This is a genomic window from Streptomyces sp. JN8 (genome assembly GCF_055808075.1).
Window position 1 is genome coordinate 4,897,110 of sequence record NZ_CM147852.1, and the last position, 20,791, is coordinate 4,917,900.

20 protein-coding genes are annotated in these 20,791 nt (G+C 73.0%); 14 read left to right on the forward strand and 6 right to left on the reverse strand.

Features of this window, described 5'->3' with window-relative positions:
• Positions 1–150: 150 nt before the first annotated feature.
• Together ACY0MR_RS21680 and ACY0MR_RS21685 are read left to right on the forward strand one after the other, a co-directional pair.
• Positions 151–723, forward strand: coding sequence for a TetR/AcrR family transcriptional regulator (locus tag ACY0MR_RS21680; RefSeq protein WP_388806219.1), 573 nt, complete (start codon positions 151–153; stop codon positions 721–723).
• Between the two features lie 122 nt (positions 724–845).
• Positions 846–3,032: an MMPL family transporter gene (locus tag ACY0MR_RS21685; protein WP_388806217.1), complete on the forward strand. Its 2,187-nt coding sequence runs from the start codon at positions 846–848 to the stop codon at positions 3,030–3,032.
• 65 nt (positions 3,033–3,097) lie between these two features.
• Here the strand turns inward: ACY0MR_RS21685 and ACY0MR_RS21690 are convergent, their stop codons facing one another.
• Positions 3,098–3,475: an SsgA family sporulation/cell division regulator gene (locus ACY0MR_RS21690; RefSeq protein ID WP_388806215.1), complete on the reverse strand. Its 378-nt coding sequence runs from the start codon at positions 3,473–3,475 to the stop codon at positions 3,098–3,100.
• A 144-nt stretch (positions 3,476–3,619) separates the two neighbouring features.
• On the opposite strand from ACY0MR_RS21690, the gene ACY0MR_RS21695 reads away from it, so the two are divergent.
• The 6 genes from ACY0MR_RS21695 to ACY0MR_RS21720 all read left to right on the forward strand — a co-directional run bounded on the left by ACY0MR_RS21695 (position 3,620) and on the right by ACY0MR_RS21720 (position 9,336).
• Complete coding sequence (locus tag ACY0MR_RS21695; protein WP_404085192.1) at positions 3,620–4,672, forward strand: energy-coupling factor ABC transporter permease; 1,053 nt, start codon at positions 3,620–3,622, stop codon at positions 4,670–4,672.
• A gap of 32 nt (positions 4,673–4,704) precedes the next feature.
• Positions 4,705–5,466, forward strand: coding sequence for a cobalt ECF transporter T component CbiQ (cbiQ, locus tag ACY0MR_RS21700; RefSeq protein ID WP_361846541.1), 762 nt, complete (start codon positions 4,705–4,707; stop codon positions 5,464–5,466).
• Positions 5,454–6,221, forward strand: a complete 768-nt coding sequence (locus ACY0MR_RS21705; RefSeq protein ID WP_388806209.1) for an energy-coupling factor ABC transporter ATP-binding protein — start codon at positions 5,454–5,456, stop codon at positions 6,219–6,221. Before cbiQ ends, ACY0MR_RS21705 begins: the two co-directional genes overlap by 13 nt.
• A 39-nt stretch (positions 6,222–6,260) precedes the next feature.
• Positions 6,261–7,496, forward strand: coding sequence for a serine hydrolase domain-containing protein (locus tag ACY0MR_RS21710; RefSeq protein WP_388806207.1), 1,236 nt, complete (start codon positions 6,261–6,263; stop codon positions 7,494–7,496).
• A 232-nt stretch (positions 7,497–7,728) separates the two neighbouring features.
• Positions 7,729–8,793, forward strand: a complete 1,065-nt coding sequence (locus ACY0MR_RS21715; protein ID WP_388806205.1) for an ArsR family transcriptional regulator — start codon at positions 7,729–7,731, stop codon at positions 8,791–8,793.
• A gap of 27 nt (positions 8,794–8,820) precedes the next feature.
• Complete coding sequence (locus ACY0MR_RS21720; protein WP_388806203.1) at positions 8,821–9,336, forward strand: YbaK/EbsC family protein; 516 nt, start codon at positions 8,821–8,823, stop codon at positions 9,334–9,336.
• A gap of 29 nt (positions 9,337–9,365) precedes the next feature.
• On the opposite strand, the gene ACY0MR_RS21725 is transcribed toward ACY0MR_RS21720, so the two are convergent.
• A complete protein-coding gene (locus tag ACY0MR_RS21725) occupies positions 9,366–9,983 on the reverse strand; it encodes a LysE family translocator (protein WP_388806201.1) in 618 nt (205 codons plus the stop codon).
• Positions 9,984–10,087: 104 nt separating this feature from the next.
• Positions 10,088–10,825 carry a 2OG-Fe dioxygenase family protein gene (locus ACY0MR_RS21730; protein WP_361846553.1) on the reverse strand — a complete coding sequence of 246 codons (738 nt, stop codon included), beginning with the start codon at positions 10,823–10,825 and terminating at the stop codon, positions 10,088–10,090.
• A 194-nt stretch (positions 10,826–11,019) separates the two neighbouring features.
• On the opposite strand from ACY0MR_RS21730, the gene ACY0MR_RS21735 reads away from it, so the two are divergent.
• A complete protein-coding gene (locus ACY0MR_RS21735) occupies positions 11,020–11,802 on the forward strand; it encodes an SDR family NAD(P)-dependent oxidoreductase (protein ID WP_473554786.1) in 783 nt (260 codons plus the stop codon).
• Between the two features lie 300 nt (positions 11,803–12,102).
• Positions 12,103–12,378, forward strand: coding sequence for a DUF7848 domain-containing protein (locus ACY0MR_RS21740; protein WP_473554788.1), 276 nt, complete (start codon positions 12,103–12,105; stop codon positions 12,376–12,378).
• 36 nt (positions 12,379–12,414) lie between these two features.
• Here the strand turns inward: ACY0MR_RS21740 and ACY0MR_RS21745 are convergent, their stop codons facing one another.
• The 3 genes from ACY0MR_RS21745 to ACY0MR_RS21755 form a co-directional block, all read right to left on the reverse strand.
• Positions 12,415–13,266, reverse strand: coding sequence for an EamA family transporter (locus tag ACY0MR_RS21745; protein ID WP_388806194.1), 852 nt, complete (start codon positions 13,264–13,266; stop codon positions 12,415–12,417).
• A 157-nt stretch (positions 13,267–13,423) separates the two neighbouring features.
• On the reverse strand, positions 13,424–15,073 hold the full coding sequence (locus ACY0MR_RS21750) for a penicillin-binding transpeptidase domain-containing protein (protein ID WP_404085184.1): 1,650 nt from the start codon (positions 15,071–15,073) through the stop codon (positions 13,424–13,426).
• A 105-nt stretch (positions 15,074–15,178) separates the two neighbouring features.
• Positions 15,179–16,933 (reverse strand): dolichyl-phosphate-mannose--protein mannosyltransferase, encoded by a 1,755-nt coding sequence (locus ACY0MR_RS21755; RefSeq protein WP_473554791.1) that lies wholly within the window; start codon positions 16,931–16,933, stop codon positions 15,179–15,181.
• Between the two features lie 52 nt (positions 16,934–16,985).
• Here ACY0MR_RS21755 and rsmI point away from each other — a divergent pair, with 52 nt between their 5' ends.
• The 4 genes from rsmI to ACY0MR_RS21775 all read left to right on the forward strand — a co-directional run bounded on the left by rsmI (position 16,986) and on the right by ACY0MR_RS21775 (position 20,726).
• Positions 16,986–17,873 carry a 16S rRNA (cytidine(1402)-2'-O)-methyltransferase gene (gene rsmI, locus ACY0MR_RS21760; RefSeq protein WP_361846565.1) on the forward strand — a complete coding sequence of 296 codons (888 nt, stop codon included), beginning with the start codon at positions 16,986–16,988 and terminating at the stop codon, positions 17,871–17,873.
• A gap of 139 nt (positions 17,874–18,012) precedes the next feature.
• Positions 18,013–18,432, forward strand: a complete 420-nt coding sequence (locus ACY0MR_RS21765; RefSeq protein WP_361846567.1) for a hypothetical protein — start codon at positions 18,013–18,015, stop codon at positions 18,430–18,432.
• A 99-nt stretch (positions 18,433–18,531) separates the two neighbouring features.
• Positions 18,532–19,404: a TatD family hydrolase gene (locus ACY0MR_RS21770; RefSeq protein WP_361846569.1), complete on the forward strand. Its 873-nt coding sequence runs from the start codon at positions 18,532–18,534 to the stop codon at positions 19,402–19,404.
• Positions 19,405–19,475: 71 nt separating this feature from the next.
• On the forward strand, positions 19,476–20,726 hold the full coding sequence (locus ACY0MR_RS21775) for a ubiquitin-like domain-containing protein (RefSeq protein ID WP_473554795.1): 1,251 nt from the start codon (positions 19,476–19,478) through the stop codon (positions 20,724–20,726).
• The last annotated feature ends 65 nt before the right edge of the window (positions 20,727–20,791 follow it).

Below are 20,791 nucleotides of genomic sequence, written 5' to 3' on the forward strand. Positions count from 1 at the left end.
GCAACTCGTACGTACTTGCGGGCGTCTTCGGGGTCGGGGCGGCGCTGCTCCGGTGTGGCCCAGGACACGTACGAAACGGTTTCGTTTCGTTGGAGGCAGGGGTATCTTCGTACTGTACGAAACCGTTTCGTTCGGTCCGGAGGTTCGGCCATGGCCCGCAGCAGACTCACCCCGGAGCGGGAGTCCGAGCTGTACGGAGCCGTGCTCGACCTCCTCCGCGAGGTCGGATACGACGCCCTCACCATGGACGCCGTCGCCGCCCGCACCCATTCCAGCAAGGCCACCCTCTACCGCCAGTGGGGGAGCAAGCCCGAGCTGGTCGCCAGGGCGCTGCGCGCCAACAAGCCGGCCGACCTCTCCGAGATCGACACCGGCTCGCTGCGCGGCGACTTCCACGAACTGATGGCACGGACCGACGACTGTCAGATGGAGAAGGACTCCGCGCTGATGCGGGGCCTGGCCCATGCCGTCCACGCCAACCCCGAACTGCACCGGGCGCTTCGCGAACTGCTCATCGAACCCGAGATGAACGGCCTCGACGAAGTGCTGCGCAGAGCGGTCCGCAGGGGTGAGGTCGACGCCGGGAACCCGGCGCTGAAGCTCATCCCGCACATGCTGATCGGTGCGTTCGTCGCCCGGCCGCTGATCGACGATCAGCCGGTCGACCGCGCGTTCCTCAGCGCGTACGTCGACGCCGTCGTGCTCCCCTCACTCGGCGTCTGAACCCCGCAGTACCCGCACAGCCCCTCACCGCCTTCTCCACCCTCTCCACCTGACGTCGAACCGCTCACGCCGTCGGGCCGGCTCCCCATGCCCTGTCCCACCAAGAATGGGAGTACGCCCCCGTGGCCACGTTCCTGTACAAGCTGGGCCGTTCCGCCTTCCGGCGCCGACGGCTCGTCGCCCTCCTGTGGGTGGCCCTCCTGGCGGTCGCCGGGATCGGCGCCGCCACCGCACCCGTCGCGACCTCCAGTTCCTTCTCGATCCCCGGTACCGAGGCACAGCGCGCCTTCGACCTCCTGGAGGAGCGCTTCCCGGGCGCCGGCGCCGACGGAGCCACCGCCCGCGTCGTCTTCAAGGCCCCCGAGGGCCAGAAGATGACCGACCCGGCGCACAAGGCCGTCGTCGAGGACACCGTCGCCGCCCTGAAGTCCGGCTCGGACCAGATCGTCTCGGTCACCGACCCGTACACCGGGCAGGCCGTCTCCCGGGACGGCTCCACCGCCTACGTCTCCGTCGCCTACAAGGTCAACGCGATGGAGCTGACCGACGGGACGCGCGAGGCGCTCACCGAGGCCGGTCACGACGCGCAGGGCAAGGGGCTGACCGTCGAGGTCGGCGGCGACGCCCTCCAGACCATGCCCGAGACCGGCGCGGGCGAGATCGTCGGCGTGGTCATCGCCGGCATCGTGCTCGTCATCACCTTCGGCTCGCTCGTCGCCGCCGGACTGCCGCTGCTCACCGCGATCATCGGCGTCGGCATCGGCGTCTCCTCGATCACGGCGCTCGCCAACGTCCTGGACCTCGGCTCCACCACCTCCACCCTCGCGATGATGATCGGCCTCGCGGTCGGCATCGACTACGCGCTCTTCATCGTCTCCCGCTACCGCGCGGAGCTGGCCGAGGGCCGCGAGAAGGAGGACGCCGCCGGCCGCGCCGTCGGCACGGCGGGCTCCGCCGTCGTCTTCGCCGGTCTCACCGTCGTCATCGCCCTGGTCGGCCTGGCCGTCGTCAACATCCCGATGCTGACGAAGATGGGCTTCGCCGCCGCCGGCACGGTCGTGATCGCCGTCCTGATCGCGCTCACCCTGATCCCGGCCCTGCTCGGCTTCGCCGGCGACAAGGTCGTCGGCCGCAAGCAGCGCAAGGCCGCGGCGGCCGGTGCCGCCGACGGTGCCGCCGACGGCGGGAAGGGCGGCAGGCCGAACGGCGGCACCCGCTGGGCCCGCTTCGTCATCCGCCGCCCCGTCATGGTGCTGCTGGTCGGCGTCCTCGGCCTCGGCGCGATCGCGCTGCCCGCCGCCTCCCTGGAGATGGGCCTCCCGGACGACGGCGTGAAGCCGACCTCCACCACCGAGCGCCGGGCCTACGACACCCTCTCCGACGGCTTCGGCCCCGGCTTCAACGGCCCGCTGCTCGTCGTCGTGGACGGCGACAAGGCGACCGCCGACCGCACGGTCTCCACCATCAAGCGCCTCGACGGCTGGGCCGCCGTGACCCCGGCGACCCCGAACAAGGCCGGCGACGCCGCGATGATCACGGTCGTCCCGAAGGACCGCCCGTCCTCGGCCGCGACCGAGACCCTCGTGCACGACATCCGGGGCGCCACCGGCGACGACGTCCTCGTCACCGGCGCCACCGCGATGAACATCGACTTCTCGCAGAAGATGAACGACGCCCTGGTGCCCTACCTGGCCCTCGTCGTCGGCCTGGCCTTCCTGCTCCTGACCGTGGTCTTCCGCTCGGTCCTCGTCCCGCTGAAGGCGGCCCTCGGCTTCCTGCTCTCGGTGGTCGCGGCCCTCGGCGCCGTCGTCGCGGTCTTCCAGTGGGGCTGGCTCGGCAGCCTCTTCGGGGTCGAGCAGACCGGCCCGATCATGTCGATGATGCCGATCTTCATGGTGGGTGTCGTCTTCGGCCTCGCGATGGACTACGAGGTCTTCCTCGTGACCCGCATGCGGGAGGCGTACGTCCACGGCGAGCGCCCCGGCGAGGCCATCGTCACCGGCTTCCGGCACAGCGCCCGGGTGGTCACCGCCGCCGCGGTGATCATGATCGCGGTCTTCTCCGGCTTCATCGGCATGACCGACCAGATGATCAAGATGATCGGCTTCGGCCTGGCCGTCGCGGTCCTCTTCGACGCCTTCGTGGTCCGCATGGCGATCGTCCCGGCCGTCCTCGCGCTGCTCGGCCACAAGGCCTGGTGGCTGCCGAAGTGGCTGGACCGGATCCTGCCCAACGTGGACGTGGAGGGCGAGGGCCTCGCCGCCGACACCGCCGGCGGCACCCCGAAGCCGGACCTCGTGAAGGTCTGACCCGAGGGGCCGGCCTCAGGGCGCACCCCTGGGGCCCGGTCCCGCCCGGCCCCGTCCGTACGCCGTCAGCCCGTCGTCACCGACGCGCCGGCGGCGTACGTGTGCTTCAGGAACCGGGTCAGCGCCGTGGTGTCGAACTGGACGACGGTCACCACGCCGTCGTCCTTGTGCAGCTCGACGACCGTCTGGACGCGGCCGCAGGGCCAGACGCCGATGTCCCCGCGGCGGGTCGGCGCGCGCAGGCCGGTCTCCAGCAGGACGCGGGGGAAGGACCACTCGACGTCGCCGGGGAAGACGAAGCGGACGGTGGCGGGCGAGAACTCCGGATCGAACCGGAGGTCGACGGGGACGGGCCGCGAGAGCGGGGCGTCGCTGATGATGCGTCCCTTGGCGTGGTCCTCGACCGCGTGGTCGAGGTCCGAGTCGTCTGCGGCGGTGGCCATCGCGGGCTCCTCACAGTTTGTCCTCTTGTCGACTTTATCGACTCATGCACCCCTCCTGCCCGGCGAGAGCGGGAACCATGCGCCGCCGTTCTGTGACCTGTGTGCTCTTGCGAGCACTTTGCAGGAGCGCTCATCATTCAGGACGTGCATGTACCTGACGGATTCATCAACGCCCCCGTATCGGTCGCCGCCGGTGTCGTCGCCGCCGGCGCCGTCGCCGTGAGCCTGCGCGGGGCACGGCGGGAACTCGGCGAGGGCCACGGCGGAGAGCGCACGGCCCCGCTCGCCGGGCTCGTCGCGGCCTTCATCTTCGCCGTGCAGATGCTGAACTTCCCGGTCGCCGCCGGGACCAGCGGACACCTCCTCGGCGGCGCGCTCGCCGCGATCCTCGTCGGACCGTGGACGGGCGTCCTCTGCATCGCCGTCGTCCTGCTCATGCAGGGCATCCTCTTCGCCGACGGCGGCCTCACCGCGCTCGGCGTGAACATCACGGTCATGGGCGTCGTCACCGTCCTCGTCGCGTACGGCCTCTTCCGCGGCCTCGTCCTGCTGCTGCCCCGCACCCGGGCCTCGGTGACCGCGGCCTCCTTCGTCGCCGCCCTGGTCTCCGTACCGGCCGCGGCCACCGCCTTCACCGCCCTCTACGCCGTCGGCGGCACCACGGACGTCCCCGTCTCCAAGGTCCTCACGGCCATGGTCGGCGTGCACACCCTCATCGGCATCGGCGAGGCCGTCATCACCGCGCTGACCGTCGGCGCCGTCATCGCCGTCCGCCCCGACCTCGTCCACGGCGCCCGCGGCCTCGCCGCCCCCCTCAAGCTGCGCGTCGGCGGCGAGCTGGTCGACGCCGCCCCGGCCGACCGGCCCGCGCCCGCCCGCTCCCCGAGGAAGCTGTGGATCGGCGGCCTCGTCACCGCGCTCGTCCTCGCCGGCTTCGTCTCCTTCTACGCCTCCGCCGACCCCGACGGCCTGGAGAAGGTCGCCGCCGACAAGGGCATCGACAGCAAGGTCGAGGACCACGCCGCCGCCGACTCCCCGCTCGCCGACTACGGCGTCAAGGGCATCGAGGCGCCCCGCCTCTCCGGCGGGCTGGCCGGCGCGATCGGCGTGGGCGCGACCCTCGCCGTCGGCACCGGGACCTTCTGGGTCGTCCGCCGCCGACGCGCGCACGCCGAGAGCGCGGAGAGCACGGCCTGACATGGGACCCGCGACGACGGCAGGCGCCTGACATGGGCGCCGGGCACGCCCACAAGCTCTACCGGCACGCGCGGTCGCCGGTCCACGAGCTGCCCCCGCACACCAAGCTCGCCGCGGTCCTCGGCTTCGTGGTGGTCGTCGTCTCGACGCCCCGCGAGGCCGTCTGGGCGTTCGGCCTCTACGCCCTGCTCCTCGCGGCCGTGGCGGCGAAGGCCCGCGTCCCGGCCGGCTTCCTGCTGAGGCGGCTCCTCATCGAGATCCCGTTCGTCGCGTTCGCGCTGCTCATGCCCTTCGTGGTGCCCGGCGAGCAGACGACCGTCCTCGGGGTGTCGCTGAGCGTCCCCGGACTGTGGGGCGCCTGGAACGTCCTGGCCAAGGGCACCCTCGGCGTGGCCGCCTCCGTGCTCCTCGCCTCCACCACCGAGCTGCGCGCCCTGCTCCTCGGCCTCCAGCGGCTCAGGCTGCCCCCGATGCTCGTCCAGATCGCCTCGTTCATGATCCGGTACGGCGACGTCATCACCGACGAGATGCGCCGGATGTCCGTCGCCCGCCGCTCGCGCGGCTTCGAGGCGCGGGGCGTCCGCCACTGGGGCGTCCTCGCCAAGTCGGCGGGCGCCCTCTTCATCCGCTCGTACGAGCGCGGGGAGCGGGTCCACCTCGCCATGGTCAGCCGCGGCTACACCGGCACGATGCCGGTCATCGACGAGGTGACCGCGACCCGCGCCCAGTGGGCCCGCGCCGCGGCGCTCCCGCTCACCGCACTGCTGATCTGCCTCCTGGGATGGACCCTATGACCGCCGCCCCGACGCCCGCCCCCTCGCTCGACGTGCGCGGTCTGGCCTACGCGTACCCCGACGGCCACCAGGCCCTCTTCGGCGTCGACCTGACCGTCGCCCGCGGCGAACGGGTCGCCCTCCTCGGTCCCAACGGCGCCGGCAAGACCACCCTCGTCCTCCACCTCAACGGCATCCTGACCGGCGGCGCGGGCGGTGTCACCGTGGCCGGGCTGCCCGTCGGCAGGAAGCACCTCGCCGAGATCCGCCGCAAGGTCGGCATCGTCTTCCAGGACCCCGACGACCAGCTGTTCATGCCGACCGTGCGCGAGGACGTGGCCTTCGGGCCCGCGGCGGCCGGTCTCCGCGGCGACGCGCTGGAGGCCGTCGTCCGCGAGGCCCTCGACCGGGTCGGGATGGCGGAGTACGCGGACCGGCCCCCGCACCACCTGTCCTTCGGGCAGCGCCGCCGGGTCGCCGTCGCGACCGTCCTCGCCATGGAGCCGGAGATCCTCGTCCTCGACGAGCCCTCGTCGAACCTGGACCCCGCCTCACGCCGCGAGCTCGCCGACATCCTCCGCTCGCTCGACGTCACCGTCCTCATGGTCACCCACGACCTGCCGTACGCCCTGGAGCTCTGCCCGCGCGCGGTCATCCTCAGCGAGGGCGTCATCGCCGCCGACGGGCGGACCGGCGACATCCTCGCCGACGCGGAGCTGATGGCCCGGCACCGCCTGGAGCTGCCGTTCGGCTTCGTGCCGCAGTCGGTGGCCTGACCGACCCCGGAATCGGCCCTCCCCCCTCCGCGTTGCACCATGGGGGTCGGATCGACGACGGAGGAGTGGGACGTGGACGTCCAGGGCACGGTGGCGGCGGGCTGGGAGCCGGTCAGGGACGCGTTCCTGCGCAACTTCGAGCAGCGCGGCGAGCGCGGTGCGGCCGTCGCCGTCCACCACGACGGAGCGCGGGTCGTCGACCTCTGGGCCGGCGCCAGGGACGTCGACGCCGGGGCGGCCCACGGCGAGGGCGACGGCCCGGAGCCCTGGCGCGAGGAGACCGCCCAGGTCGTCCGCTCGGCCACCAAGGGCGTCGCCGCGGCCGTCCCCCTGCTGCTGCACCAGCGCGGGCTCCTCGACCTGGACGCCCCGGTCGCCGCGTACTGGCCCGAGTTCAAGGCGGCCGGCAAGGACGGCGTGACCGTCCGCCAGCTCCTCGCGCACCGCGCCGGCGTCCCCGTCCTCGACCGCCCGCTCACCCTCGCCGAGGCCGTCGACCTGGAGACCGCGACCGGCGCGATCGCCGCGCAGGCCCCCGTCTGGGAGCCCGGCACGGTCCACGGCTACCACGCCCACACCTTCAGCTGGCTGCTCTCCGGCCTGGTCCACCGGACCACCGGCCGCACCATCGGCCGCTGGGTCGCCGAGGAGATCGCCGACCCCCTCGGCCTCGACCTGTGGATCGGACTCCCCGACGCGGAGGCCCACCGGGTCGGCCGCCTCGGCCCCGTCGAGGAGATCGAACCGCCCGGCAGCGGCGCCCTCCGGCTCCGCCCCAAGCGCTCCGTCACCGAGGCGTACCAGGACCCGGACTCCCTGACCCGGCGCGCCTTCGGGGTCATCGACCCCAAGCCCGACGAGAACGACCCGGTCTACCGGGCGGCCGAACTCCCCGGGTCCGCCGGAGTGGCCACGGCCCGCGCCCTCTCCCGCTTCTACGCGGCCACCCTCGGCCCGGTGGACGGCGCCGAGCGCCTCTTCGCCCCCGACACCCTCGCGCTCGCCGGGACCGAGCAGTCGGCGGGCGCGGACCGGGTGCTGCTCGTCGGCACCCGCTTCGGCCTCGGCCACATGCTCCACGGCCCGGCCTCCCCGCTCCTCGGCCCGTCCTCCTTCGGCCACCCCGGCCGGGGCGGCTCCCTCGGCTTCGCCGACCCCGACTCCGGCATCGCCTTCGGCTATGTGACGAACGGCATGCGCAAGACGGTGACGGCCGATCCGCGGGCCCAGTCCCTGGTGCGGGCCGTCGGATCGGTACTGGCCCGGACGGGGTGAACCGCTCCTCGCAGGGCGGACGGCGGGTCCTCCCGCCGGTCCCGCGCGGGAGGTCCGGCGGGCCTCGCGGCGGCGCCGCCGCCGGGGTCCTCCCCGACCTGACATTCCTCCGCGCGCGACCTGACATTCTGCGCTTCCGGGACGCGGAGGGGTGATCATCCGAGCGCTAGCGTGTGCCCGCTCCACCGCCCGGTGGACCGGGCGCACGGGGGCGCATGTGATCGAGATTTCGTTGACGACGTCCGAGCACGGGATCCACGCCGGAGCCCTTCGGATCGCCGACAGCCGGCTCTGGGAGGCGTTCGGCAGCATCGGCCTGCTGTCCGCGCACCGTGGGCTCGTGCCGTGGCCGTACACCAACTGGGGCCGTGCGGCCCGCCGTTCCCTGCTGCGGTCCGCGGTGACCCTGCCGGGCTGGCTCGTCCACCTCTTCCGGGCCGGCGGCGGCACCCTGCCGTCGTTCCTCCTCCCCGTCCCGTCCTCGGCCCGGCAGCCCGACCTCGCCGACGAGATCGCGCTGCTCCGCGCGGTGTCCCCGGCGCGGGTGCGCGAGGAGCTGGAGCGCTGGTTCCCGCAGGGCGTCCCGGCCGAGGTCCGCCCGCTGTACGCGGATCCCGCCGCGCGGATCGCCGACCTGTGCGCCTTCCTGCCGCGCTACGTGCGCGCCGCCCTCGCCCCGTACGAGGCATCGCTGCGGACCGTCACCGACGACGACATCCTGCTGCGCGCCCGGGTGCTCGCCACCCAGGGCCCGGACCGCCTGCTCGGCACCCTGAACGGGGGCATCTCGCGGCGCGGCGACGTGCTGCGGCTGCACGCCGGGCCCCCGGGCCGGATCGCGGCGCGGACCGACGTGTCCCGCATCGTCCTCGTCCCCCTGGTGTTCGGCCGGGGCGCCTCGCTCCTGGGCTTCGCCCCGCACGGGGTGACGGCCGTGTCGTACCAGGCGGAGGGGGCCGCCGTGCTGGCCTGCGAGACCCGTCCCGGGCGGCGGGCCGGCGCCGGGGCCGACGAACCCGCGCGCGGCGACCGGCTGGAGATCCTGCTCGGCCGCAGCCGGGCCGGCGTCGTCCGCGGACTCGTCGCCCCGACCACCACCTCGGACCTGGCGGCGCTGCTCGGACTCGCGCCGAGCACCGTCTCCGAGCACCTCACCTCCCTGGTGGCCGCGGGCGTGGTGCGCCGGCGCCGGGCGGGCGTCCGGGTGCTGTACGAACTCGACGCCTCGGGTGTCGCGCTGCTCAGGCACCTGGACAACAGGCGTAGGGTCAACGCGCCGTCATACGAAACCACTTGAAACATGCCGCAACGAGGAGGAACCCCCATGACCGCCGACGCCGTCACCGACGCCGCGACCGACCGCGGGACGTACGAGAAGCTGCTCGCCCTGCTGGACGAGCGCGGGGCCGCCTACCGGATCGTCGAGCACGCCCCGGAGGGCGGCACCGAGGCGGTCAGCGCGCTGCGCGGGCACTCGCTCGCCGAGGCGGCCAAGTGCATCATCGCCATGGTCAAGATCGGCAAGAAGGAGAAGCGGTTCGCGCTGGTCGTCGTCCCCGGTGACCGGCGGATCGACCTGAACGCGGTGAAGGCGCTGTACGGCGGCACCTACGTCTCCTTCGCCTCCCCCGAGATCGCCGAGGACCTCGCGGGGTCGCCGAGCGGCACCATCCTGCCGTTCGCCTTCGACGAGCGGCTCGAACTCCTCGTGGACCCGGCTCTGCTGACGCACCGGGAGTTCTGGTTCAACGCCGCGCGGCTCGACCGCTCGATCGCCCTGTCGTCCGAGGACTACCGGGCGATCGCGGAGCCGCGGGTGGAGCGGGTCTCCACGGACTGACCCGCGGCGGGCGGGGCCGGAGGGGCGGATCAGGCCATGGCGGGGGTCAGCGCGAGCAGCATCCCCAGGCCCACCAGGACGGCCCCGATCACCTTGTTGAGCACGGTCTGCCGCTGCAGCAGCCGGGACCGCAGGGCCTGGTTGGAGAAGAGGACCGCGGCGAGGGCGAACCAGACCAGGTGGGCGAAGGACATGAAGAGTCCGTAGCCGACCTGCTGGAAGACGGGGGTGTCCGCGCTGACCACCTGGGTGTAGGTGCTGAGCACGAACAGCATCGTCTTCGGGTTGAGCGCGTTCGTCAGGAAGCCGGTGCGCAGCGCGCCGGCCTTCGAGAGGCCGCCGTCCTCCGAGAGGTCGATGTCCACCTGGGCCTTGGTGACGAACGTCTTGTAGCCGATGTACACCAGATATGCGGCGCCGATGAGTTTCATCGCCGTGAAGAGCACGGGGGTCCGGGAGACCAGGAGTCCCACGCCCAGCATTGTGTAGGTGACGTGGACGAGAACACCGAGTGCAATTCCGGCGGCCGCGAGAACTCCGGCGGTCCTTCCGTACAGATAACTGTTGCGGACGGTCATCGCGAAATCCGCGCCGGGGCTGATGACAGCCAGAACGGTGATGACCGCCACGGCGATGAGCTGACCCATGTTCCCGACTTCCCGCCTTCTCGCTCACGTTCTCACTCAAGGGGTGGGCGGGTGGGAGGGCCCGGGCTCCCGCGGAGCCCGTCCCCTCCCACCCGCCCCTGGCATCACGGCTTGTGACGGTAGGTGATGACCAGCACGTCGCGCGAGGCCGGGGCGGCGGGGTCGATCTGCTCGATCGGCGAGACGCCGTGGTAGACCCGCTCGTCGTTGACGAGGGCCACGTCCAGCGGGTCGGTCAGGGAGAACTTCTCGACGGGCTGCTTGTCCAGGTTGAACACGGTGCTCTCGCCGCCGGTGGCGTTCGCGCGCCCGACCATCGCCATCAGGACGAACGTGACGCCGTCGCGGTGCACGCCCTCCGGCGTGGGCAGGCCGACCTCCTCGCCGTTCACCTCGATGCGGAACTGGTGGGCCTCGATGTGCCAGCCCGAGTACGGGGCGAGGCGGCCGAAGATGTCGCAGCCGAGGGTGAGCAGGCTGTCCATGGTCCGGCCGCGGAGGATCTGGTCCTCGAACGGCTCGTAGTGCCGGGCGACGCCGCCGTTGAGGGTGTTGTAGTCGAGGCCCTGGTAGTGCGGCTGGTGCTCCTCGACGCGGTAGTCGGTGCTCGCGCGGGGCGCGCTGAGGGTGGCGTGCCGGCGGCGGCGGTAGCGGCCGCCGTCCGCCATGTAGCTGTCGAGCGGCATCCGCGACCAGCTGTCGCGGAACGCCTCCAGGTCGTCCAGCGCGTCCTCGGAACGCAGCCGGAGAAGCTGCTGCACCTTCTCGCCGGAGATCAGGTCGTAGCTCCGGGAGGAAAGAGCACCGGCGATTTCCTCGACACCCGACTGATATGTGGACATGGTTTTCCCCCTGATGAATGCGTGGTCGGCGGCGAGGTAGATCGTGGTATTCACGCCGGGGGTGTGTCAAAGTCTTTCGGCTCTGGCCGAATTGCCGCGGCGCGGCATTATCCGGGTATGGGGGCGGGGAATTGGTGAACGGGATGTTACGAAGGGCTGGCGCGTCCCCGCGGCCGGGTGCTGAGATCGGACGCATGGACCTCAGGGAACGCTTCGGCGGATACGCGGTACTGATCACGGGCGCGGCGCGCGGCATCGGCGCGGCGACGGCGCGGCGGCTCGCCGCCGAGGGGGCGAGGGTCCTGGTCACGGACGTGGACGAGGCGGAGGCGCGACGCACGGCGGAGACGATCCCGGGCGCCGGACACCGCTACTGCGACGTGGGCGACCAGGCCTCGGTGGACGCGGCGACGGCGTACGCGGTGGAGGTCTTCGGCGGGCTCGACGTCCTCGTCAACAACGCCCTCGGCCCGGTGACGGCCGACCGGGACCGGTTCGAGGACGAGCCGGACGCGGTGTTCGGCGTCCAGCACGACCTCACCTTCATGGGCGCGGTCCGCTGCTCCCGGGCGGCGCTGCCGCACCTGGCGGCGGCCGGCGGGCGCGGCGCGATCGTCAACATCGGCTCGGTCAACGCCGAGACGGACTTCGGGAACCACGCCTACAGCGCCGCGAAGGCGGGGCTGGCGTCGCTGACCCGGACGCTCGCGGGCGACGCGGCGGCGCGCGGGGTGCGGGTGAACCAGGTCAACCCCGGGACGATCGCGACGACGGCGTGGTCGGGCCGGGACCGGGACCTGGAGAGCCTGGGCGACCGGGTCTACCCCCTGGCGCGGGTGGGCGCCCCGGAGGACGTGGCGGCGGCGGTGGCGTTCCTGGCCTCGGCGGACGCGTCCTGGATCACGGGCACCGTCCTGCGGGTGGACGGCGGCCTCTTGGCGGTCAACCGGCACTTCGCCGAGGTGCTCGGGGAGTGAGACAGGTGGGGCGCCCGAACGTGTCCGGACAGCCTTGCGTTCTTCTGATGCGCGTGGGCATGCTGTGACGGCGATCACGTGCCGTATCTCGACCGCAACGGTGAGTTGATCTTGCTGGTCCGTACGAGAAGCAGCAAGTCCCCCGCGACCGCGCGAACGGTCCGGGGCGTGGCCACCGCTTCGAAGGAGCGTCGACGTGAGCGATCCTGGCGACCGCCGGGCCGACCGGATCCCCCGGCACTTACCGCCGCCGGAACGCCGCCCCGCCGCGTCCCCGCCGGCAGCGGGCGGAGGAGCGAGGTGAGCCCGGCGGAGGCCTCCCACCGGACCGCCCGGCGGCCCCGGCTCTGGGCGCTGCGCGCCGACCGGACCGGCAGCGGCACGGTCACCGAGGCCGAGTGCACCACCTGCCTCGACGGCTCCGGCGCGGCCGACGACGGGCGGGGGCCGGCCGTCTGGTGCCTCGCGCACGCGCAGGCCACCGGCCACACCGGCTTCCGGCGCGTCCGCACCGACTTCTTCCGGGCGTCCTGGGACGGCCCACAGCCGGGCGCCGGTCTGGGCGCCGGGGGCTGAGCCCGCAGCCGGGCGCCGGCGTCGGGGGCCGAGGCCTCAGCCCGCGTGCAGCATCAGCCCGATCCCGACGGCCATCAGTCCCGCCGCGGCGATCCTCGGCCCGCCGAAACGCTCCTTGAACAGCACGGCCCCGATGGCCGCGCCCACGATGATCGAGGACTCGCGCAGCGCCGCGACCGGGGCCAGCGGCGCCTTCGTCTGGGCCCAGAGCACCAGGCCGTACGCGATCACCGACAGCAGCGCGCCCAGCAGGCCGCGTCCCGCGTACGGACGGAGCTGCGGGAGCAGCGCCGCCCGCCGGGTCCAGAGGGCGTACGCCGGGATCGCCAGGCCCTCCAGCACCATCAGCCACGCGATGTAGCCGAGCGGGGTGCCCGAGGCGCGGACGCCGACCCCGTCCACCACCGTGTACCCGGCGATCGCCAGGCCCGTCGCACCGGCCGCGAGGAGCGCCGGCCAGTGGGGGCGCGTCCCCGTGCCGCGGATGCCCCACACGGCGAGGCCGGTCAGGCCCGCGCAGGCCACGGCGACGCCCAGCAGCTGCCAGCCGTCCGGGACCTCGTCCACGAAGACCGCCGCGAGCGCCGTCACGGCCAGCGGGGCCGTACCGCGCGCGATCGGGTACATCTGGCCGAAGTCGCCCAGCGAGAAGGAGCGCATGAGCAGCAGCATGTAGCCGACGTGCAGCAGCGCGGAGGCCGCCAGGTACGGCCACGCCGCCGCCGCGGGCAGCGGCACGAACAGGGCCGTGACCAGGCCGATGAGGGCGCCGCCGCCGGATATCAGGGTGAACGAGAGCAGCTGGTCCCTGATGTGGTGGGCCAGCGCGTTCCAACTCGCGTGCGTGACGGCGGCGATCAGGACGGCCAGGGTGACGAGCGGCGTCACGCGGTGGCCTCGCGGCGGCGGATCTCGGCGTCGCGGGACGGTTCGCGCGGCGCGGCGGCGTATCGGGGGTGGGCGGGGGACGGGGTCTCCTCAGCGGTCATGGCCCGCACGCTAGCGTTGGATGTACGGGCCACGCGACCGGGTTCCACGAGGTGGATCAGCGGGCGTTCAGCACCTTCGCCACGAGCGGCCCGGCGGCCGTCGCGCCGTGCCCGGCCTCCTCGACGAGGGCCGCCGCCGCGAGGTCGTCCGCGAACGCCGTGAACCAGCTGTCCGAGGTCGCCTGGCCGTCGGCCTCCGCCGAACCGGTCTTCGCGCCCTTGTCGCCGCGCACCGAGCCCATCGGGCCGACCGCCGTGCCGTAGCCCGCCGTGGCCGTGGTGCGCATCACGTCGCGCAGCTGCCGCGCCACCGCCGGCGGCAGCGCCCGCTCGGCCTCGGCGAAGGTCCGGTCGTCCAGGTCCGCCGGGACCAGGTACGGCTGCCGGAACCGGCCGTCCTTCGCCGTCGCCGTGATCGAGGCGACGTTCAGCGGGTTCATCTGCACGGTGCCCTGGCCGATGTACTGCTCGGCCGCCGCGCCGCCCGTCGCCTCGGGGACGGAGCCGTCGAAGGACTTGATGCCCGTCTTCCATTCGAGGCCGATGCCGAAGACCTCCCTGGCCTCCCGGGCCAGGCCGGAGTCGTCGCCCTCGGTCTTCTCCACGTCGTCGATCTTCTTGATGAACGCGGTGTTGCAGGAGCGGGCGAAGCCCTCCCCGAAGGTGGCGCCCTTCAGCGAGAACCCGTCGAGGTTCGTGATCGTCCGGCCGTAGTACATGGCGCTCGGCGGGCACTCGGCGACCTGGTCGGCCTTGACCAGGCCCTTCTCCAGGAGCAGGGCCGCCGTGACGATCTTCATCGTGGACCCGGGCATCTTCGCGCCCGAGAACGCCGTGTTGAACCCGCCCGCCGGGCTGTTCGCGACCGCTCGCACGGCCCCCGTCGACGGCTGGACGGCGACCACCGAGGCCGAGGAGTGCGCGGCGACCGCCTTCTCCGCCGCCGCCTGCACGCCCGCGTCGATGGTGGTCTCCAGCGTGCCCGGCCTCCCCTTCGACAGGACGAGGAGCGTGGTGTCCGGGACGGTCGAACCGCCCGAGTCGACCCAGGTCTCGACGCCGGTCTCGCCGCCCGCCCTCGCCCCGTACCGCGTCCGCAGCTCGTCCAGGACCGGCCCCAGCGAGGGGTACTTCGCGGCCGTCAGCTCGGCGCCGTTCCGGTCGACGGCCTTCACGGGCGGCGTCTTCGCGACCCCCGTGCGCAGCGTCGCCCCGGCCGTGAGGAGCTTCGGGTGCAGCACGGACGGCGCCCACTTCACCAGCGCCCGGCCGGTCGCCTGCCCCCGCACGACGCTCAGCCGGGACTGGTACGACCAGGACTTCGACACGTCCTCGTACGTGATCGTGGCCTTCACCGTGAACGGCACCGTCGTCCCGACCGGCGTCCCCGGCGTGATCACCGCCTCCGTGACGCGCGCGCCCTCGCGGTACGCCGCCACCGCCGGCCCCGCCGCCACCGGGTCGTTCGTCAGCTGCCCGGCCTTCTCCGGCTCGCCGGCGGCCCAGGCGGCGAGGAAGTCCCGCGCGACGGCGGTGACCTCCTCGTCCGTGACGGGCCCGGTCCGCGGCGCCTCGCCGGAGTTGGTCTTCGGCGTCGCGTCACCGCCCATCACGCCGTTCCAGAGGTTGTACCCCCCGTACCCGACCCCGCTCGCCACGACGACGAACACGCCCCCGACGATCGCGACCTTGGTCCCACTGCGCATGGCTGCGCTCCCCTCCCCGTGTGAACCCACGAGTCAAGCAGCGCCCCATGCGTGTGTCGAGCACCTTTCTGCTTCTCCGTCAGAGCGGCAGGTCACATTCCGATCTCACACCCAGGTGTCGAGCCACATACGGTTCCGCCACTGGTCCAGCGGAATGGGAGTCCCCGTGTAGATGGGCCAGAAATAGATGAAATTCCAGACGATGAGGAGAACGATGCAGCCGGCCGCCACCGCGCCGAATGTACGGCGCCTTTCCGAGGAGCCCGCCGGTCCCACGATCGCACCCAGCATCATCGCCACCGCCAGACACAGGAACGGGACGAAGACCACCGCGTAGAAAAGGAAGATGGTGCGTTCCTGATAGAGGAACCACGGAACCCAGCCGGCCGCGATGCCGCAGGCGATCGCGCCCGCCCGCCAGTCGCGCCGGAAGGCCCAGCGCCACAGCACGTACAGGATCGCGAAGCAGGCCGCCCACCACAGCAGCGGGGTGCCCAGGGCCAGCACCTCCGCCGCGCACTTCTCCTTCGCCGAGGCGGGGCAGCCGCCCGTGCCGGGCGCGGGCGACTCGTAGAAGTAGGAGACCGGCCGGCCGAGGACGATCCACGACCAGGGGTTCGACTCGTACGTGTGGGGCGAGGTGAGCCCCACGTGGAAGCTGTAGACCTCGGACTCGTAGTGCCAGAGGCTGCGCAGCCACTGCGGCAGCCAGCCCCACGTCCCGCCGCCGTCCAGCTTGTCCTGGTCGGCGGCCCAGTTCCGGAAGTACCCCTTGTCGCTGACGATCCAGCCCGTCCACGTCACCAGGTACGTGACGATCGCCACCGGCACCACCGACACGAACGCCGGGACCAGGTCCTTCCTGGCCACCGCGAGATAGGGGCGGACCGCACCGGCCGTGCGGCGTCCGCCGACGTCCCACAGCACCGTCAGCAGGCCGAAGCCCACCATGACGTACAGGCCGTTCCACTTGGTCGCCGCCGCCAGGCCCAGCATCACACCGGCCGCGATCCGCCACGGCCGCCACCCCAGGCGCAGCGTCTCCGCGATCTCCGCGTCCGGCCGCAGCACCCCCTCCTCGTCCTCCGGGAGCGCCCCCGCCAGCCGCGCCCGGGTCCGGTCGCGGTCCAGGACCAGACAGCCGAAGGCCGCCAGGACGAAGAACATCAGCACCTGGTCGAGGAGCGCCGTGCGGCTCATCACGAAGTGCAGGCCGTCGACGGCGAGCAGCAGGCCCGCCAGGCAGCCCAGGAACGTGGAGCGGAAGAGCCGCCGGCCGATCCGGCACAGCATGAGCACCGACAGCGTGCCCAGCAGCGCCACCATGAAGCGCCAGCCGAACGGCTCGAAGCCGATCAGCTTCTCGCCGACCCCGATCACCCACTTGCCCATCGGCGGGTGGACCACGTAACCGGGATCGGTCGGCACCAGGACCGACCCGGGATCGCTGAGGACCGTCTTGTCGATGTCCTTGGGCCACGCGCCCTCGTACCCCTGGTTGATCAGGGCCCACGAGTCCTTCGCGTAGTACGTCTCGTCGAATATCACCGCGTTCGGCTTGCCCAGGTTCCAGAACCTGAGCAGCCCCGCGACGGCCGTGACCAGGAGCGGGCCGCCCCAGGCCATCAGCCGCCACAGCCGCTCCGACCGGTCGGGCCCGAGGCCCAGCAGGGACATCACGCGCGGGGACGGACGGACGTACGAGGGGACGAGCCGCTCGCGCAGCCCGATGGGGGCGGCGCTGCCGGCGGGCGGCGCGTAGCCGAAACGCCGAAGCCGCTGGTGCCACGGAGAGGGCTCTGCCACGGGCTCCGCCATGGGGTGCTGGCCCTCCAGGGCCTCGGGTGCGGTACTGGTCACCGCGCCATCGTAGGGAACGCGCCTGTGCACGTCGCCTCTCCGTGCTGGGAGGATGGGCCGTGTGACAGGAACGCTGGTACTCGCAGGGACCCCCATCGGTGACATCGCGGACGCTCCGCCCCGACTCGCCACCGAACTGGAGAACGCGGACATCGTGGCCGCCGAGGACACCCGGAGGCTGCGCGGACTCACCCGCGCCCTGGGCATCCACACCACGGGGCGCGTCGTCTCCTACTTCGAGGGCAACGAGTCCGCCCGCACGCCGGAGCTGGTCGAGGCCCTGGTCGGCGGCGCCCGTGTGCTGCTCGTCACCGACGCGGGCATGCCGTCCGTGTCGGACCCCGGCTACCGGCTCGTGGCCGCCGCCGTCGAGCAGGACGTCAAGGTGACGGCCGTCCCCGGCCCGTCCGCCGTCCTCACCGCGCTCGCCCTCTCCGGCCTGCCCGTGGACCGCTTCTGCTTCGAGGGCTTCCTGCCCAGGAAGGCGGGCGAGCGCCTCGGCCGGCTCCGCGAGGTCGCCGACGAGCGCCGCACCCTCGTCTACTTCGAGGCCCCGCACCGGCTCGACGACACCCTCGCCGCGATGGCCGAGGTCTTCGGCGCCGAGCGCCGCGCCGCCGTCTGCCGCGAGCTCACCAAGACGTACGAGGAGGTCAAGCGCGGTCCGCTGGCCGAGCTCGCCGCCTGGGCCGCCGAGGGCGTCCGCGGCGAGATCACCGTCGTCGTCGAGGGCGCGCCCGAGACGGGACCCGCCGAACTCGACGCCGAGGAACTGGTGCGCAGGGTGCGGGTGCGCGAGGAGGCGGGGGAGCGGCGCAAGGAGGCGATCGCCGCCGTCGCCGCCGACGCGGGACTTCCCAAGCGGGAGGTCTTCGATGCCGTCGTCGCGGCAAAGAATGCGGCTGGACCGGGCCCCGGAAAGGGTAAAGGACTAATCTGAAAGGCAAAGCCGAACCCGGCGCCGGGACTCTTCGCAGGGCGCTTGGCAAGGGAAGAGCCAAAAGCCTTCCATGGTTCCTCCCGAGCTGATGCGCTCCGGCCCGAAAAGGCGTCCACTGGATCAGTGGAGAGGAGCTGGCATGACCGAGATCACCGGCACCGGCATATCCGTCGCCCATGAGGCGTACGCCTTCGCGTGCATGCGCTGCGGATACGGCTGGGAGCAGGCGTACGACATCGAGCACCACGTCGACGCCGCCGGCCACGAATTCGTCGTCTACAAGGCCGACGGGGAGAAGGTCCCGTCCCCGCTGTCCAGTCCCACCTGTATGAACTGCGGCGGCCACGTCGTCCGCATCATGCGCGCGGGACAGGTGTCGTCGGTGCTCGACCTGATCGCCGCCACCGAGAAGCACCAGCGCGGGGCGCGGGCCACCAAGCCCGTGTCGATGGCCGGGCCGATCGGCCAGGAACTGACCGAGGACGGGCCCGAGGGGCCCCCGGTGCCGCACCACTGGCACCTGTCCGACCTCCTGCACCCCTTCAGGCGCCGCCAGTAGCCCCCCGAGCGACTCCTCCCCGGTCCGGGCGCCCCGGCCCGCCCCCGGCCCGGGAGGTTCCCGCGCACCGGCGCCCGCGCCCCTCGTACGATCGGGGGCATGAGTGCCAAGGACGCCCCGCCGCCGCTGCCCGAACCCCTCCTCGTGGAGGTCGCGGACTCGCACACCCACCTGGACCTCCAGTCCGGGACCGTCGAGGAGGCGCTGGTCAAGGCGGCCGCCGTGGGAGTGACCACGGTCGTGCAGGTCGGCTGCGACGTGAAGGGCTCCCAGTGGGCCGCGGAGACCGCCGCGGCCCACGAGCACGTCCACGCCGCCGTCGCCCTGCACCCCAACGAGGCCCCGAGGATCGTCCTCGGCGACCCCGGTGGAGACTCGTCCCGCCACGGCCCCCGCCGGGGCGGCGGCGACGCCGCCCTCGACGACGCGCTCACCGAGATCGACCGCCTCGCCGCCCTCCCGTACGTCCGCGGCGTCGGCGAGACCGGTCTCGACTTCTTCCGCACCGGCCCCGAGGGCATCGCCGCGCAGGAACGCTCCTTCCGGGCCCACATCGAGATCGCCAAGCGCCACGGCAAGGCGCTGGTCATCCACGACCGGGAGGCCCACGCCGACGTGCTGCGCGTCCTGGACGAGGAGGGCGCCCCCGAGCGGACCGTCTTCCACTGCTACTCCGGCGACGCCGCCATGGCCGAGATCTGCGCAGCCAAGGGCTACTACATGTCCTTCGCCGGCAACGTCACCTTCAAGAACGCCCAGAACCTGCGCGACGCGCTCGCCGTCGCCCCGCTGGACCTCGTCCTCGTCGAGACCGACGCCCCCTTCCTCACCCCCGCCCCCTACCGCGGCCGCCCCAACGCCCCCTACCTGATCCCCGTCACCCTCCGGGCGATGGCGCAGGTGCGCGGCATCGGCGAGAACGAGATGGCCGAGGCCGTCGCGGTGAACACGGCCCGCGCCTTCGATTACTGATCCATAACGGTTACGTGTCGTAGCCGGGTCGGCGCACCCCGTGACGGAGGTCCGGGTAGGGTCCCGGCCTCGTGAGCACTTCCCAGGGCAGTCACCGCGCCGGACGACGGGCCGCGCCCCTGTCCGTGCACGACCAGCCGACCCAGGCCGCGCCGCTCGTCGTCCCCGGGCAGGCCTCCCGCACCGGGTCCCGGCGGGCCGCCCGCCGCCGCAGGACCACCGGGCCCGCCGGGGAAGGCCTGCGGAAGCTGGTCCCGCAGGCCCTCGTCGTCGCCTTCCTCGCCGGCGGCACCAGCGCCTTCGTCGCCGACGACAAGGCCGTCCGGCTCTCCGTCGACGGCGTCCCGCGCACCCTCCACACCTTCGCCGACGACGTCGACGAACTCCTCGCCGACCAGGGCCTGACCGTCGGCGCCCACGACATCGTCGCCCCCGCCCCCGCCGAGGCCCTCACCAGCGGCGACGAGATCGTCGTCCGGTACGGCCGCCCCGTCGCCCTCACCCTCGACGGGCAGCGCCGCCAGGTGTGGACGACCGCCCGGACCGTCGAGGGCGCGCTGCGCCAGCTCGGGGTCCGCGCCGAGGGCGCCTACCTCTCCGTCTCCCGCGGCGCCGCCATCTCCCGCAGCGGCCTCGCCCTCGACGTACGGACCGAGCGGACGGTGACCTTCCTCGCCGACGGCCGCGAGCGGACCGTCCGGACCAACGCCGCGACCGTCCGCGAGGCCCTCGCCGAGGCCGGGATCACCCTCTCCGCGCAGGACGCCACCTCCGTCGTCCCCGAGTCCTTCCCCCGCGACGGCCAGACGGTCACCGTCCTCCGGATCACCGGCTCGAAGCAGACGCGCGAGGAGGCCGTGCCGTACGCCGTCGAGCGCACCCGCGACCCCGGACTCTTCACCGGCACCGAGGTCGTCGACCGGCAGGGCCGGGCCGGCGTCCGCCGCGTCACCTACAGCCTGCGGACGGTCAACGGCGTCCGGCAGAAGCCCCGCCGGATCGGCGAGGAGATCGTCCGCGCACCCGTCAGCCGGCAGGTCAGGGTCGGCACCCGGCCGATGCCCACCTCCCTCGCGGGCGCCGACGGCCTCGACTGGGCCGCGCTCGCCGCCTGCGAGTCCGGCGGCCGCCCCGACGCCGTCGACCCCTCCGGGACCTACGGCGGGCTCTACCAGTTCGACCCCGGCACCTGGCGCTCCCTCGGCGGCACCGGCACCGCGCAGAACGCGCCCGCCGCCGAGCAGACCTTCCGGGCGAAGAAGCTGTACGTGCAGCGGGGGGCCGGCCCGTGGCCGCACTGCGGCAGACGACTGCACGGATGAGCCCACCCGCGGCCGGCGGCGCCGCGGGTGAACCGTAGGTCGGGCCCACCCGTGCCCCGTAGGCT